This is a genomic window from Alcaligenes sp. MMA, from assembly GCF_020907215.1.
Classification (GTDB): Bacteria; Pseudomonadota; Gammaproteobacteria; order Burkholderiales; family Burkholderiaceae_B; genus Alcaligenes; species Alcaligenes aquatilis.
Map to the genome: position 1 here is coordinate 157,136 of NZ_JAJJPP010000002.1, position 13,067 is coordinate 170,202.

The 13,067-nt window shown below is 57.5% G+C and carries 11 protein-coding genes and 1 riboswitch; of the genes, 6 read left to right on the plus strand and 5 right to left on the minus strand.

The window, feature by feature from the left end:
* Positions 1-19 precede the first annotated feature (19 nt).
* A riboswitch (S-adenosyl-L-homocysteine riboswitch) is annotated at positions 20-111 on the plus strand.
* Between the two features lie 74 nt (positions 112-185).
* Genes ahcY through metF form a run of 3 tightly spaced genes read left to right on the plus strand, consistent with a single transcriptional unit; the run spans position 186 to position 2,800 of the window.
* Complete coding sequence (gene ahcY, locus LNA76_RS09195) at positions 186-1,583, plus strand: adenosylhomocysteinase (RefSeq protein ID WP_094195475.1); 1,398 nt, start codon at positions 186-188, stop codon at positions 1,581-1,583.
* Between the two features lie 42 nt (positions 1,584-1,625).
* Complete coding sequence (locus tag LNA76_RS09200; RefSeq protein ID WP_094195476.1) at positions 1,626-1,964, plus strand: phage holin family protein; 339 nt, start codon at positions 1,626-1,628, stop codon at positions 1,962-1,964.
* The gene (gene metF, locus LNA76_RS09205) at positions 1,961-2,800 is read left to right on the plus strand and encodes a methylenetetrahydrofolate reductase [NAD(P)H] (protein WP_108728208.1); all 840 of its coding nucleotides are present in this window, start codon (positions 1,961-1,963) and stop codon (positions 2,798-2,800) included. Before LNA76_RS09200 ends, metF begins: the two co-directional genes overlap by 4 nt.
* A 177-nt stretch (positions 2,801-2,977) precedes the next feature.
* Here metF and LNA76_RS09210 read toward each other — a convergent pair whose 3' ends face one another.
* Entirely contained in the window at positions 2,978-3,607 is a 630-nt protein-coding gene (locus LNA76_RS09210) for a 5-formyltetrahydrofolate cyclo-ligase (protein WP_094195478.1), read from the minus strand.
* Between LNA76_RS09210 and LNA76_RS09215 the strand changes: the two genes are divergently transcribed.
* On the plus strand, positions 3,606-5,708 hold the full coding sequence (locus tag LNA76_RS09215) for a lytic transglycosylase domain-containing protein (RefSeq protein WP_230018922.1): 2,103 nt from the start codon (positions 3,606-3,608) through the stop codon (positions 5,706-5,708). The two genes, LNA76_RS09210 and LNA76_RS09215, sit on opposite strands and share 2 nt — an antisense overlap.
* An 11-nt stretch (positions 5,709-5,719) precedes the next feature.
* Positions 5,720-6,862 (plus strand): tRNA CCA-pyrophosphorylase, encoded by a 1,143-nt coding sequence (locus tag LNA76_RS09220; RefSeq protein ID WP_230018924.1) that lies wholly within the window; start codon positions 5,720-5,722, stop codon positions 6,860-6,862.
* 210 nt (positions 6,863-7,072) lie between these two features.
* Here the strand turns inward: LNA76_RS09220 and LNA76_RS09225 are convergent, their stop codons facing one another.
* Complete coding sequence (locus LNA76_RS09225; protein WP_230018926.1) at positions 7,073-8,287, minus strand: class I SAM-dependent methyltransferase; 1,215 nt, start codon at positions 8,285-8,287, stop codon at positions 7,073-7,075.
* Between the two features lie 4 nt (positions 8,288-8,291).
* A complete protein-coding gene (locus tag LNA76_RS09230) occupies positions 8,292-8,513 on the minus strand; it encodes a hypothetical protein (protein WP_121737825.1) in 222 nt (73 codons plus the stop codon).
* 118 nt (positions 8,514-8,631) lie between these two features.
* Between LNA76_RS09230 and LNA76_RS09235 the strand changes: the two genes are divergently transcribed.
* A complete protein-coding gene (locus LNA76_RS09235) occupies positions 8,632-9,201 on the plus strand; it encodes a class I SAM-dependent methyltransferase (protein WP_230018928.1) in 570 nt (189 codons plus the stop codon).
* A gap of 89 nt (positions 9,202-9,290) precedes the next feature.
* Here the strand turns inward: LNA76_RS09235 and LNA76_RS09240 are convergent, their stop codons facing one another.
* The gene (locus LNA76_RS09240; RefSeq protein WP_230018930.1) at positions 9,291-10,073 is read right to left on the minus strand and encodes a sulfite exporter TauE/SafE family protein; all 783 of its coding nucleotides are present in this window, start codon (positions 10,071-10,073) and stop codon (positions 9,291-9,293) included.
* Between the two features lie 139 nt (positions 10,074-10,212).
* A complete protein-coding gene (gene ppc, locus LNA76_RS09245; protein WP_230018932.1) occupies positions 10,213-13,047 on the minus strand; it encodes a phosphoenolpyruvate carboxylase in 2,835 nt (944 codons plus the stop codon).
* Positions 13,048-13,067: the final 20 nt, after the last annotated feature.

Sequence of the window (13,067 nt, forward strand, 5' to 3'; positions counted from 1 at the left end):
TCACCCACATTAATTTGCCATCCTCGAGGGGCGTTGCGACAAGACACTCGTCTTGCCAGGCTCGGGGCATGGATAGGTGGTATCCACCTTGGAGAACGACGCTCACCACGACCTGCATGGCGGGCTGCTGGTGAGAATTCATTTGCTCTCCGTGCAGTCTGCGTGCCGTATAACGGAGCCCGACTGTGACTTTTACCGATTACAAAATTGCCGATATTTCCTTGGCTGAATGGGGCCGCCGCGAGCTGACCATTGCCGAGACCGAAATGCCTGGCCTGATGGCCACCCGCGAGGAATTTGCTGCCTCCCAGCCCTTGAAGGGCGCGCGCATTGCCGGCAGTTTGCACATGACGATTCAAACCGGGGTTCTGATTGAAACCCTGACGGCCCTGGGCGCTGAAGTGCGCTGGGCATCGTGCAACATCTTCTCCACTCAAGACCACGCTGCTGCGGCTATTGCTGCCTCTGGCGTGCCTGTGTTCGCCGTCAAGGGCGAAACCCTGGAAGAGTACTGGCAGTACGCTCACGACATTTTTGACTGGCCCGGTGAGCAGGCCAACATGATTCTGGACGACGGTGGCGACGCAACCTTGTTGCTGCACCTGGGTGCCCGTGCTGAAAAAGATCTGTCCGTTCTGGACAAACCCGGCAGCGAAGAAGAGCGCGTCATGTTCGCCTCCATCCGTGCCCGTTTGCAAAATGACAAAACCTGGTACTCCACCCGTCTGGCCCAAATCAAGGGCGTGACCGAAGAGACCACCACCGGCGTGCACCGTCTGTACCAGATGGCCAATAAAGGTGAGCTGGCTTTCCCTGCCATCAACGTCAACGATTCGGTGACCAAGTCCAAGTTCGATAACCTGTATGGCTGCCGCGAGTCCCTGGTCGATGGTATCAAGCGCGCGACCGACGTGATGGTCGCTGGCAAGATCGCCGTGGTGTGCGGTTTTGGCGACGTGGGTAAAGGTTGTGCCCAGGCACTGGCTGCCTTGCGTGCCCAGGTTTGGGTGACTGAAATTGACCCTATCTGCGCCCTGCAAGCCTCGATGGAAGGCTACCGCGTGGTGACCATGGAAGAAGCCGCTGACAAAGCCGATATCTTCGTGACCGCTACCGGCAACTACCACGTGATTGACCGCTCGCACATGGAGCGTATGAAAGACCAGGCGATCGTGTGCAACATCGGTCACTTCGATAACGAAATCGACGTGGCCTCCATTGAGGATCTGGAGTGGGAAGAGATCAAACCTCAGGTTGATCACGTTATTTTCCCTGACGGCAAGCGCATCATCTTGCTGGCTCAAGGTCGTCTGGTGAACCTGGGCTGCGCCACTGGCCACCCTTCGTTTGTGATGTCGGCTTCGTTCACGAACCAGACCATTGCACAAATTGAACTGTTCACTCGTGGTGATCACTATGAAACGGGTAAAGTATATGTACTGCCCAAGCACTTGGACGAAAAAGTCGCTCGTTTGCACTTGAAGAAATTGGGTGTGAATTTGTCGACCTTGTCCCAGGCGCAGGCGGATTACATCAACGTGCCTGTGCAAGGACCATTCAAGGCCGAGCACTACCGCTACTAAAACGCACTGGCGTCTTCGGACGCCACTTCTTGGAGCCCTATTATGACTTTGCTACTCGTCTGGATCCTGAATGCTGTTGCCTTGCTGGTTGTTGCCTACATTCTGCCCGGCATTGTCGTGGCGTCGTTTGGCTCGGCCCTGATAGCTGCGCTGGTACTGGGCTTGCTCAATACCCTGGTCAAACCCTTGTTGATTGTGCTGACCTTGCCCATCACCATTGTGACTTTGGGTTTGTTCCTGTTGGTGCTCAATGCTTTAGTGTTCTGGTTTGCCGGCTCTATCCTCAAAGGTTTCCAGGTTGAGGGATTCTGGTGGGCCGTGATTGGGGCTATCGTCTACAGTCTGGTCTCCGGGCTGCTGTCGGGACTATTAATTAAATGAGTAACAAGCAAACCTTGAGCCTGGAGTTTTTCCCGCCGCGAGACATCGCGGCGCAGGAAAAACTGGTGCGTACCGCCAAGACCTTAATGGGCTTGAACCCCGCCTATGTCAGCATGACGTTTGGAGCCGGTGGCTCCACGCGGGCTGGCACAGTCGATGCGGTGGCATTGCTGCAAAAACTGGGTTTTGATGTGGCGCCGCACCTGTCATGCATTGGTACGGCACCCGCACAGCTTAGCGAGATGCTGGACAATTACCGCGACCAGGGCATACGACGTATCGTGGCCCTGCGCGGTGATTTGCCCTCGGGGATGGGGGGGGATGCAGGCGAGCTGCGCTACGCCAGCGATCTGGTGGCCTTCATTCGTGAAAACTACGGCGAGCACTTCCATATCGAAGTGGCCGCTTACCCTGAAATGCACCCCCAGGCCACAGGTTTTGGGGATGATCTGGCTCACTTTGTGAACAAGGTCAATGCGGGGGCGCACGGGGCGATCACGCAGTATTTCTTTAACCCGGACTCCTACTTCAGCTTTGTTGAACGGGCCCAGGCCCAAGGCGTTACGATTCCGATCACTCCGGGCATCATGCCCATTACTAATTCGTCCCAGTTGCTGCGTTTCTCGACCATGTGCGGTGCAGAAGTACCACGCTGGATTCGTCTGCGTCTGGCTGACTTTGGTGATGATCGCGCGTCGATTCGTGCTTTTGGGATCGATGTGGTGGCACGCTTGTGCCAGGATCTGCTCGATGGCGGGGCGCCGGGTATTCACATGTACACCCTGAATGGGGCAGACGCGAGCATGGCTATCTTGCCAAATCTGACCTGGCGTTAGTCACCGCTGGTGTTCAGCAAAAACCCGCCAAGGTATTGGCGGGTTTTTTACTGGGACGTGATAGAACTGATCGTTTATTCGAAGGCCAGCGCATGCCGATTGTCCGGTATCTGCGGGCCAGAGCCGCTCGGGCGGAACAGCACGGTGCCCCAACGCTGGGCTGCCAGGAAAGAAGATTTACAGTTCCGGCGCGGGCACTGCCCAGCCTTTATCGGTCAGAATACTGTCCAGGCGTTGGTCGTGCGGGGCGGGCTGGTAGGACTGGCCCGACAAGTCGCCCACGGCCCAGGCAATCCCAATGCTGGTAAACGTGTGGTTCTGTTCTTTCAGCGCCGCCAAAGTCCGGTCGTAGTATCCTTTGCCGTAGCCCAGGCGATCGCCCTGGCGGGTATAGCCCAGGGTGGGGACCAGGACAATGTCCGGTTGCAGGGTCTTGTTGGAAATCGGGATTTCGATGCCGTAGCGTCCCTTCTCCATGTTGGTCTCGGGTGTCCATTCGACAAAGCTCAATGGGGCATCGGCCTCTTTAACTACAGGCAGACAGACATTGATGCCTTCTTCTTCCACCCATTGAAGCAGCAAGGGGCGCAGGTCCGGTTCTTCGGCCATAGGCCAGAAAGCGGCAATGGTGGTCGGTTCGGTACGGCCTTGTTCACGCAGGCGGCTGCGATTGGTGGCCAGCCAGGTGAACAGACGGCCCCGGATCAGCAAAGCGCCCCGGTTGGTGTCGATGGCAGGCTGTCCTGCACGCAGGTCTTTTAGTCGCGTGCGCAGCGCGGCTGCGTTATGCTCTACGTTCTGAATCATGGGTGATTTTCTAAAGGCCGTCACTATGGGTATCAACCAGCTAAAGTACCAGAAAACACCAGCTTGGGGCATGGTGCCCGCGCTGCCTCGTCCGTCCTTGAGCGCCTTGATGGTGTTTGCACTGGGTTTGGTCGGCTGTGCGGGGTCTCAATCTCCTCAAGCCCAGACTCATTCCCCGGATCCCGTCGTCGCCAAGCAAGCCCTTGTCTTGCAGCCAGCCAAAGAGGCCGTACGTCGCTGGGACCGCGTCCCGCCTGTGCCGCCAACTGCTCGTCAGGCTTTGATTGACGCTCGTGATGCCATGCAGGCCAAGCGCTGGTCGACGCTGGATGCCTTGGCTCCGATTGCGGCCAATGACCCTGTCCTGGGCTCTTATGCCCAATACTGGCGCTTGCGACGGATTTTGCAAGATACGACCACCCCCGTGCCCGATGAGCAAGTTCGTTTGTTCCTGAGCAGCAATCAAGACGAATACCTGGAAAACCGTTTGAAGTCCGACTGGATTGTGGCGGCTGCACGTAGCGGCAACTATGCGCTGGTGCGTGAGCTGGCTCCGGTTTACGCCCCCTCTTCGGCCGTGAAATGTGCAGTGGCTTCGGCGCAGAATGCGGCAGGGCAAGCTGTGGATGTGCAGGACTTGTTGGCGTCTTTCTCACCCAGCCAGGCTTGCTGGTCGGCACTGGATCAGTTGTATGACCGTAAAGTGGTCAGCAAGAATCAAGTCCGCGACCTGATGCGTGATGCCTTGGAAAGTAACCGTACAGCCCAGGCGCGTCGTCTGGCTGCGATTATCTTCACGGCGTCGCAAATGAAGGATTACACCGCTTTGATGGCCTCGCCGCAGAAGTGGCTGGATCGCAACGCAAACAACAGCTCGGTCAATCCGGAGCTGGTGTCCTTGGCCTTGTCCCGTCTGGGCCGTGGTCAGCGTGATGTCGCAGCGGCGTATATTGACCGTACCTGGGCTGGCAAAATCCCTCAGGAAAACTTGAACTGGGTCTGGGGCCAGTTCGGTCTGATCAGTGCCTTGCGGGTAGAGGACGATGCGGCTAAATGGTATCGACGTTCTGGCCGCACTCCCATGACGGACTACAACAATGCCTGGCAAGTGCGCGCCGAATTGCGCCAGGCCACCATTGACTGGAAGCATGTCTCTGCCGCTATCGACAAGATGAACGATGCGCAAAAGGCTGAACCAGTCTGGGTGTATTGGTCGGGGCGTGCGCATCAGGCATTGGGTCACACAGATCAGGCTCGTGCCAAGTTCCAGTCCATTGTGGGTGATTTGAACTTCTATGGTCAGTTGGCAACAGAAGAATTGGGTCTGACCCCGTCCTTGCCTCCTCAGCCACAGCCTTTGACGCCTTTGGATATGCAGGATGCGCGTACCAATGCGGGCTTGCTGCGCGCGGTGGAACTGTTCAAGCTGGGCTGGCGTCCAGAGGCCGTACCGGAGTGGAACTTTGCCTTGCGCGGCATGAACGACCGGCAGTTGCGGGCCGCCGCCGAGTTCGCCCGTGAGCAGCATATTTACGACCGGGTGGTGAATACCTCCTTGTTGACCAAGAACGAGATTGATTTCAGCCAGCGCTTTATCGCTCCTTTTGAAGGTCGTGTGACCGAGCAGGCCCAGTCCATCAATCTGGATCCGGCTTGGGTCTATGGCCTGATCCGCCAGGAGTCGCGCTTTATTACCGATGCGCGTTCGGGTGTCGGAGCGTCGGGCTTGATGCAACTGATGCCTGCAACGGCCAAATGGGTCGCCAAAAAGATTGATATGCACGATTTCTCGCCGTCTCGTGTGAACGAATTCGAGGTCAATACGGTGCTGGGTACCAACTACCTGAACATCGTGCTGGGACAGTTGGATGGCTCCCAGGTGCTGGCGTCGGCAGGTTATAACGCCGGTCCAGGTCGCCCCCGGCAGTGGCGCTCGCGTTTGAATGGATCGGTTGAAGGGGCCATTTTTGCCGAAACCATCCCTTTTACCGAAACACGCTTGTATGTAAAGAATGTGCTCTCTAACGCGACTTACTACTCCATGATGTTCAGTGGTCGGCCGCAGTCCCTGAAAGGGCGTTTGGGTACGATTTCGCCTTGATGAATTCGTCCATGCTTGATGACAGACAGCAAACAGCCTTGGCGGCCCTGATGGGGCCGCCAGATCCTGTTTTGGAAGGTTTGCAGGTCTATGTGGTGGGTGGCGCGGTGCGCGATGCCTTGCTGGGTTTGCCTGCGGGCGACAAGGACTGGGTTGTTGTGGGAGCCAGGCCCGAAGCATTGGCTGCCCGAGGTTTTGTGCCTGTGGGCGGTGACTTCCCGGTCTTTCTGAATCCTCATAGCAAAGAAGAGTTTGCGCTGGCCCGCACCGAGCGCAAGTCTGGCCGTGGCTACAAGGGCTTTACCTTTTACACCGGTACAGACGTGAGCTTGGCGGATGATTTACGCCGCCGTGATCTGACCATTAATGCGATGGCCGTGGATGCGGCGGGGAATTTGCACGACCCCTTGAATGGTCTGGCGGATTTGCAGGCTCGGCTGTTCCGTCATGTGGGCGTGGCGTTTAGCGAAGACCCGGTGCGCTTGCTGCGGCTGGCGCGGTTTGCGGCCCGCTTTACCGAGTTCACTGTGGCCAACGAGACCTGGGCCCTGGCGCGTGAACTGGTCGAGCAGGGTGAAGTGGACGAACTGGTGCCCGAGCGCATCTATCTGGAAGTAAGCAAAGGCTTGTCTGCCAAGCAGCCCGCTCGCATGTTCGACGTGCTACGGGAAGTGGGCGCGCTGGAGCGTGTCATGCCTAGCTTGAATTACAACGATCAGGTAGGTCAGCAAGTACAGATCGCCAAAGACAGACGCTTGGATCTGGCAAGCTGCTTTGCTGTTCTGTGCCATCTCTCGGAAGCACCTGCGCAGGTGGCGGAGCAGATTCGCGCTCCTTCGGAATGGCGGGATCAGGCTCGCTTATTGCCTGTGCTGTTGGCCAGCCCTGCTTTGCTGGAGCCTCGTGCCGACGTGGAGTCTGCCTTGCAAGTCATGGAGTCGCTGGATGCCTTGCGCAAGCCTGAGCGTTTCATGCAGTTGATCAGTGCGGCGGCCTGTCTGAGGGCGGTTCCAGAGCGTGAGTGGGATCAATTGCGGGCAGTCATGGCCAGTGTAGATGCCGGTGCCGTTGCCGCGCAGTTCAAGGCTGAACCCGGCAGAATTCGGGAAGCGGTGCGTGCGGCTAGATTGGCTGCCCTGGAGCAGTCGGTTTAGTTTTGTGTGCTACCGATAGCTCAAAAGTAGATAAGCGGCCTATTGGCCGCTTATCTTTTGCTCCTTCGTTTGAGGCCGTGTGCGGGTTCCCGCTTTAGATTATGAAGTGGATAGGCCATTCAGCTTGCTGTCTTGCCTTCCAGGCAAGGTGAAGGGTGATCGGCACAATTCCCTTTGTAGCGTGGCCGTCGCCCGAAACAGGCAATGTACTTACAGACGTTCGCGTCGGTCTCCGCTCATCGTGCCCAGCATAGGGGCAGAAACATCACGCCCAATGATCATTACCTTGAACAGTTCCCCCATTTCTGCTTCGGACAGCAGCTTGTTGGCGGCACTCATGGTTTGCGCCCATTGCTGCTGGACGGCGGGTGATGGGTCTTCTGGTGGCGAGGCCAGGAAATTGGTAATGCCACAGTTCATCAGAAAGCGTGCCTGACTGGTGTAGCCCAGCACATCCAATCCGGCTTCCAACGCGGCATCTGCCATGGCCGTGAAATCCACGTGGGCGGTGATGTCCTGCAAGCCAGCCAGAACCAGCGGTTCGGCATGGGCAAAATGTCGAAAGTGGCACATCAAGGTGCCTTTGTCACGCTGCGGGTGATAGTACTCGCGCTGCGGAAAACCGTAGTCAATCAAAATTGCTGCACCTCGTTTCAGCCAAGAGCCTATGCCGCGCACCCAGGCTTCGGCCTGCAGATTGATTTCCGACAGGTAAAAAGGCTGGGCTTGAACACGCTCGGCCACCAGCGTGGCCAGATGCTCGGGTGCCGGGCGAGTGGCCAGATAAAAAGGCGCCGGTAGGCCTTGGGCTGTGCTGTCGTCCGCCGCAATAACACCCACTTCCAGCACCTTGCCTTCCACATCAAAAGTGAACAGGCTGGTTGGCATGGCATCCAGAACCTCATTGGCCACCACGCAGCCCTTGAAGCTGTGTGGTGTGCTGTCCAGCCATTGCACTTGCGCTTGCAGGGGCGCCAGACGCTCTTGCTGACGCACACGCAGGTCAGGCGACACTTCCAGAATCGAGTATTGCGGCTCGATACCTTGCTGGCGCAGCTCGGTAATCAGCGCTTGGGCCAAAGTGCCACTGCCCGCGCCAAATTCCAGAATGTTCAGCGTTTGGCTGCCTTCCAGCACTTCCATCACCTGGCGGCTCAAGGTTTGGGCGAACAGGGGAGAGAGTTCAGGTGCCGTCGTAAAGTCACCAGTAGGAAGGGTGCTGCCAAACTTGGTGCTGCCGCCGCTGTAGTAGCCCAGATGCGGGGCGTACAGAGCATGGTGCATCCATTGATCGAAAGGCAAGAAACCGCCTTCATCCTCAATGCGATCCAGCAAGTAATGGTTGACCTGCGCGACATGTTTTTTCAGCTCGTCTGACAGGGGAGGTAAACCGTGTGGCAAGGCAGGGGCAGACAGTACGTTCATGGCGTCAGTTGGGCTCGTCGTTAGGTGTCTCGGAAGAAGCCGGGGTGGCGCTCTTGGCGCTGGCTTTTTTGGCCTCAGTCACTTGATGCAGGGTGCGGATCATGCCCACCAGCATCCCGATCAGGATGCTGGTGGCAGCGGCCAGGATGAAGTTGCCGTAGATAAACCATAAAGGCAGGCACAGAACGGCCATCAGCAATATGGGTTTTTGCAGCAGAACTTTCATACACCCTCAAAAAATAGCGTGGAACCGGGGCCAATTGTAGCCCAGGCCAGTGGCGTGCTTGAGCTTGCTCACTGCTGCGTTACCATGAGCGTTTTGTCTGTTTAGCAAAGGGGTGGGGATGAACGACAGGGGACAGGCCAGCGCCTGGTTACAGGCTTGGGCCCATTTGATTCCGAATCCGGGCACGGTCCTGGATGTGGCCTGTGGCCGGGGGCGCAATGCCCGCTGGTTGGCCGAGCGCGGCAATACCGTGATTGGCGTGGATCGGGATCCGGAAGCCGTGGCAGCGACATCACCTTATGGGGAAATCATCCAGGCTGATATTGAAAACGGTCCCTGGCCTTTTGCCGGGCGCAAGTTCAATGCCCTGGTGGTGACCAAGTATTTGTGGCGTCCCTTGATGCCTACCTTGCTGGAAAGCCTGGAGCCGGGCGGGGTGCTGGTTTACGAAACCTTTGGGGTGGGCAACGAGCAGTACAACACGCCGCGTAACCCGGATTTTCTATTGCAAGCAGGGGAGTTGCTGCGTTGGTGTGCAGAGCTGGATATCGTGGCGTATGAGCATGGTTTCCGGGCTGATCCGGACCATATTGTTCAGCGCATTGTGGCGGTGCGCCCGCGTGAAGGTGGCTCTTTCAGCGATTACCGCCTGAACCCGCAGGACGGTGGTGGCAGTATCTGCGAATAAAGCGTGTTCAGTTTTGAGCCAAGTGCTGTGCTTGGCTCAACGAGGTATCCGATGTTGTTGGAGCGGGATTGTGCGTGCCGCATTTCGGCTTAAAACAGATAAGTGCGTGCCAGCATGGACAGGGCCACAACAACGGTCAGAATGCTGAAGCCTTGTTGCAAACGTAGGGGAGGGATATGAGGGGCCAGTTTTCGGCCTATTACCATTCCAACCATCGCTGCGGTCACAAATACCCAGCCGCTCACGGGAATCACCGCCCCGTGTGCCAGGCTCATGGCCGAGGCACTTAAGGAAATCAAGGCGATCAGCATCAGTGATGTGGCCACAATGCTGTGCATGGACAGGTCGCTGAAACGCTTTAAGGCAGGTACGATCAGAAAGCCGCCGCCCACGCCCAACATGCCTGAAAATAAACCCGCTACCGCTCCGATGGAGGCCAGGGTGGCTGTGCCCACTGGTGTCCAGCGCAGGCGGCCGGTTTCTGGATTCAGGCAACAGGGTGTACGGGTAGGTACTGTGTCCGTAGGACGGCGCAGCATCTTGGTGGCAATCCACAGCATGATGACGACAAACAAGGTCACCAGTACTTTTTCCGGCAAGGCATGGCTGATGCGTACCCCCAAGGACGTCACCAAAGCGCCCGTGACGGCCATAAATAGGGCGGCCCGATAGCGCACGATATGTTTGTATAAACCATCCAGTGCGCCTACCAGGGCGGCTGCACCCACCGCCAGCAAGGCCACAGGCGTGGCCGCCGTCATGGTGTAACCCATGCCCAGCACCAGAGCGGGCACGGCCAAAATGCCGCCCCCCGCGCCTGTCAGACCCAGCGACAGGCCAGTCAGAATTCCTAGAATAATTGCGAGTGCCATAAGCCAGATGGCGTGACCCCGGTGGGGATCACGCCTTTTTCAAAAAGCGTAGTAATGGCTTATTGTACTCTCCTAACTTCTTTTGGAAATTAGCTTATGTATAAAAGTAATTAAAGGACAAGCTTTTTATGGTTTTGCGTTAGCCCGAGTTACGCAGGCCAGCTGCAATACCGTTGATTGTCAGGTGAATGACGTGCTGCTTGTTGACACCGCTGCGAGTCGGTTTGCTGGCTTTGTCACCTTGACGGCGATGGCGGCGCAGCAGCTCCACCTGCAAGTGGTTCAGCGGGTCAATGTAGGCAAAGCGTTCGGCCAGGGCATCTTGCAAGGCCTGATCGTGTGCCAGCAGCTCGTGGCCGGTAATTTCACGGAACAGTCGGTGTGTCAGCTCGAATTCGTTCCGGATTTGCGTGAAGATGCCTTCGCGTAGTTCCTCGTCTTCGACCAGGCCGGCGTATTTCAGGCCGATATCCAGATCGGTCTTGGCCAGTACCTGTTCCATATTGGACAGCAGGGTACGGAAGAAAGCCCAGTCACGCGCCATGGTTTGCAGTTGGGCCAAGCGTTTTTTGCGGTTCAGGCCGTCGTTGGGCAGCCCTGATTCCAGATAGCGGTTCAAGGCCGTGCCCATGCCGTACCAGCCTGGAATAGGCAGACGACATTGCGCCCAGGAAAAACTCCAGGGGATGGCACGCAGGTCTTCAATGCTTTGTGTCGCCTTGCGTGACGAGGGACGCGAGCCGATATTCAGGCCGGCAATTTCCTTGATAGGGGTGGACTGGAAGAAGTACTGGTCAAAGTTTGGCGTCCCGTAGACCAACTGGCGATAACTTTGGTGTGCCTGCTCGGACATCCAGGCCATGGCCTCACCGTAGGCTGCCAGGTGTTCGTCGTCATTGGGCGAGCCTTTGCGTGAACCCAGGCTGGCTTCCAGCGTGGCGGCGACAAATAGCTCCAGATGCCAGCGACCCACGTCCGCATCTTTGTAGCGGCCTTGAATCATCTCGCCTTGCTCGGTCAGACGAATCTGTCCGTTCACGGTGCCGGGAGGTTGCGCCAGAATGGCGTCGAAACTGGAGCCACCGCCTCGGCCTACCGAGCCGCCACGGCCATGGAACAGACGCAGACGTACTTTACGGCGCGAGAACACCTGTGCAAATTCACGTTCAGCACGGTACAGCGTCCAGTTGGAGGTCAGATAGCCACCGTCCTTGTTACTGTCCGAGTAGCCCAGCATTACTTCCTGTACGCTGTTTTGGGCGTGACGCACACGCTGGCGGATTTCAGGCATGTCCAGCCATTCCTGCATGATTTGCGGGCCACGCTCCAAGTCAGGGATGGTCTCGAACAAGGGCACGACCATCAGACCTTGGTGCTCCGGCTCGTTGGAGTTGGGCACGATCAGGCCGGTTTCCTGTTGCAGCACCAGCACTTCCAGCAAGTCGCTAAGTGTTTCGGTGTGCGACACAATGGTTTGCTCCAGCGCACGCGCACCAAAGCGGCGACGGCAGTCGGCGGCTTTGCGCAGAATAGACAGCTCTTTCTCGGTTTCTTCCGAGTAGCGATACCAGGGTGAAACCAGGGGGCGATGGTGACGCAACTCCGAGCGCAGCAATGTGATGCGGTCTTCTTCGGACAACTGGCGGTAATTGACGGGTTCGTCTTTGTACAGTGTGCCCGCCACACGGAACAACTCGTCCAGCACGCGCTCGTGTACGTCCGAGCTTTGGCGCAGATCCAAGGTAGCCAGGTGGAAGCCAAAAACCTCTACGGCTTGAATCAATTCATTCAAGCGCAGGCCCGCAATGGCACCACCTTTGTTCTCTGCCAGGGAATCGGCAATGATTTGCAGATCAGCCTTGAACTCTTGTGGGCTGGTGTAGGGCGGGGCGGTGTAAGTGGGGCGATCGGCCAGATCACGGCCCAGCAAGGTTTGCGCCGTGGCTGCCATACGGGCGTATAGATGAATAAAGCTGCGGCGATAAGGCTCGTCTACGCGGTGTGGCGAGGGGTCCTGGCTGCTGGCGGACAAGGCCGCCAGGTCTTTGCTGACGCGGTTCAATGCGTCCGATACGGAGATTTCCGTACCCAGCAAACGAATCTGCTCCAGATAGTGTTGCAGCGCGCGTGTCGATTGACGCAGCACGGCTTGCTCAACCGTTTCAGGGCCTACATTGGGGTTGCCGTCGCGGTCACCGCCAATCCAGCTGCCCATGCGCAAAAAGGCGGGCAAAGCGCGGGTTTTCTGATCCAGCAGGCTTTTCTTGCCGGGCTCCAGCAAGCGGTCCAGGTCGTGGTAGAGCTGGGGAATCGTAGGCAGAAAAGTGGACCCGTAATAGGCCAACGCATTGTCGATCTCGTCCATCACGGTCAGCTTGTGATCGCGCAGCATGCGGGTTTGCCACAGCAGGGACACCAGACCGGTCAGCTTTTCCTGGGTGCGGGCCGATTGTGTGGCGCTGGCCTTGTGATCCAGACCGTTTAGCTCATCGGCAATGGCCATATGCACGGCCAGCGTACTTTGGCGCTGGACCTCGGTAGGGTGGGCCGTCAGCACCGGCATCACACACGCTTCTTGCAAATAGCGGCGAATTTTCTTGGCGCTCAGGCCCTGATCCATCAAGGTCTGAATAGCGTGTTGCAGGCTGCCCAGCAATTGCTCGGGGTCCTGCTCTTCGCGGCGACGGTTCTGGTCGCGGTCCTCGGCAATATTGGACAGGTGCAAAAAGTAGGCAAAGGCACGGGCCACGGAGCGGGCTTGTGCATCGTTCAGCTTGGGAATGTCTTTTTCCAGAATCCGTGCTTGTTGCGGATCGTGTTCACGTCTGAAACTGACAGCAGCCCGGCGCAGGGCTTCAATCAGCGTGAAGGTCGCCTTTCCCTCGCTATCACGAATCACCTCTCCCAGGGCCTTGCCCAGAAAGCGGATGTCCTGTCTGAGCAGGTTGGAAAGGTCAGGCACGGCCTGCGGCATAAGATATCTCCTGTGAACTA

Excerpts from the sequence above, each read along its gene's own strand:
- LNA76_RS09240 (WP_230018930.1), bottom strand. The coding sequence starts at position 10,073 with ATGGCACTCGCAATTATTCTAGGAATTCTGACTGGCCTGTCGCTGGGT.
- LNA76_RS09230 (WP_121737825.1), bottom strand. The coding sequence starts at position 8,513 with ATGAAAGTTCTGCTGCAAAAACCCATATTGCTGATGGCCGTTCTGTGC.
- LNA76_RS09210 (WP_094195478.1), bottom strand. The coding sequence starts at position 3,607 with ATGATTCAGAACGTAGAGCATAACGCAGCCGCGCTGCGCACGCGACTA.
- LNA76_RS09235 (WP_230018928.1), top strand. The coding sequence starts at position 8,632 with ATGAACGACAGGGGACAGGCCAGCGCCTGGTTACAGGCTTGGGCCCAT.
- ppc (WP_230018932.1), bottom strand. The coding sequence starts at position 13,047 with ATGCCGCAGGCCGTGCCTGACCTTTCCAACCTGCTCAGACAGGACATC.
- LNA76_RS09225 (WP_230018926.1), bottom strand. The coding sequence starts at position 8,287 with ATGAACGTACTGTCTGCCCCTGCCTTGCCACACGGTTTACCTCCCCTG.
- metF (WP_108728208.1), top strand. The coding sequence starts at position 1,961 with ATGAGTAACAAGCAAACCTTGAGCCTGGAGTTTTTCCCGCCGCGAGAC.
- LNA76_RS09200 (WP_094195476.1), top strand. The coding sequence starts at position 1,626 with ATGACTTTGCTACTCGTCTGGATCCTGAATGCTGTTGCCTTGCTGGTT.
- LNA76_RS09215 (WP_230018922.1), top strand. The coding sequence starts at position 3,606 with ATGGGTGATTTTCTAAAGGCCGTCACTATGGGTATCAACCAGCTAAAG.
- LNA76_RS09220 (WP_230018924.1), top strand. The coding sequence starts at position 5,720 with ATGCTTGATGACAGACAGCAAACAGCCTTGGCGGCCCTGATGGGGCCG.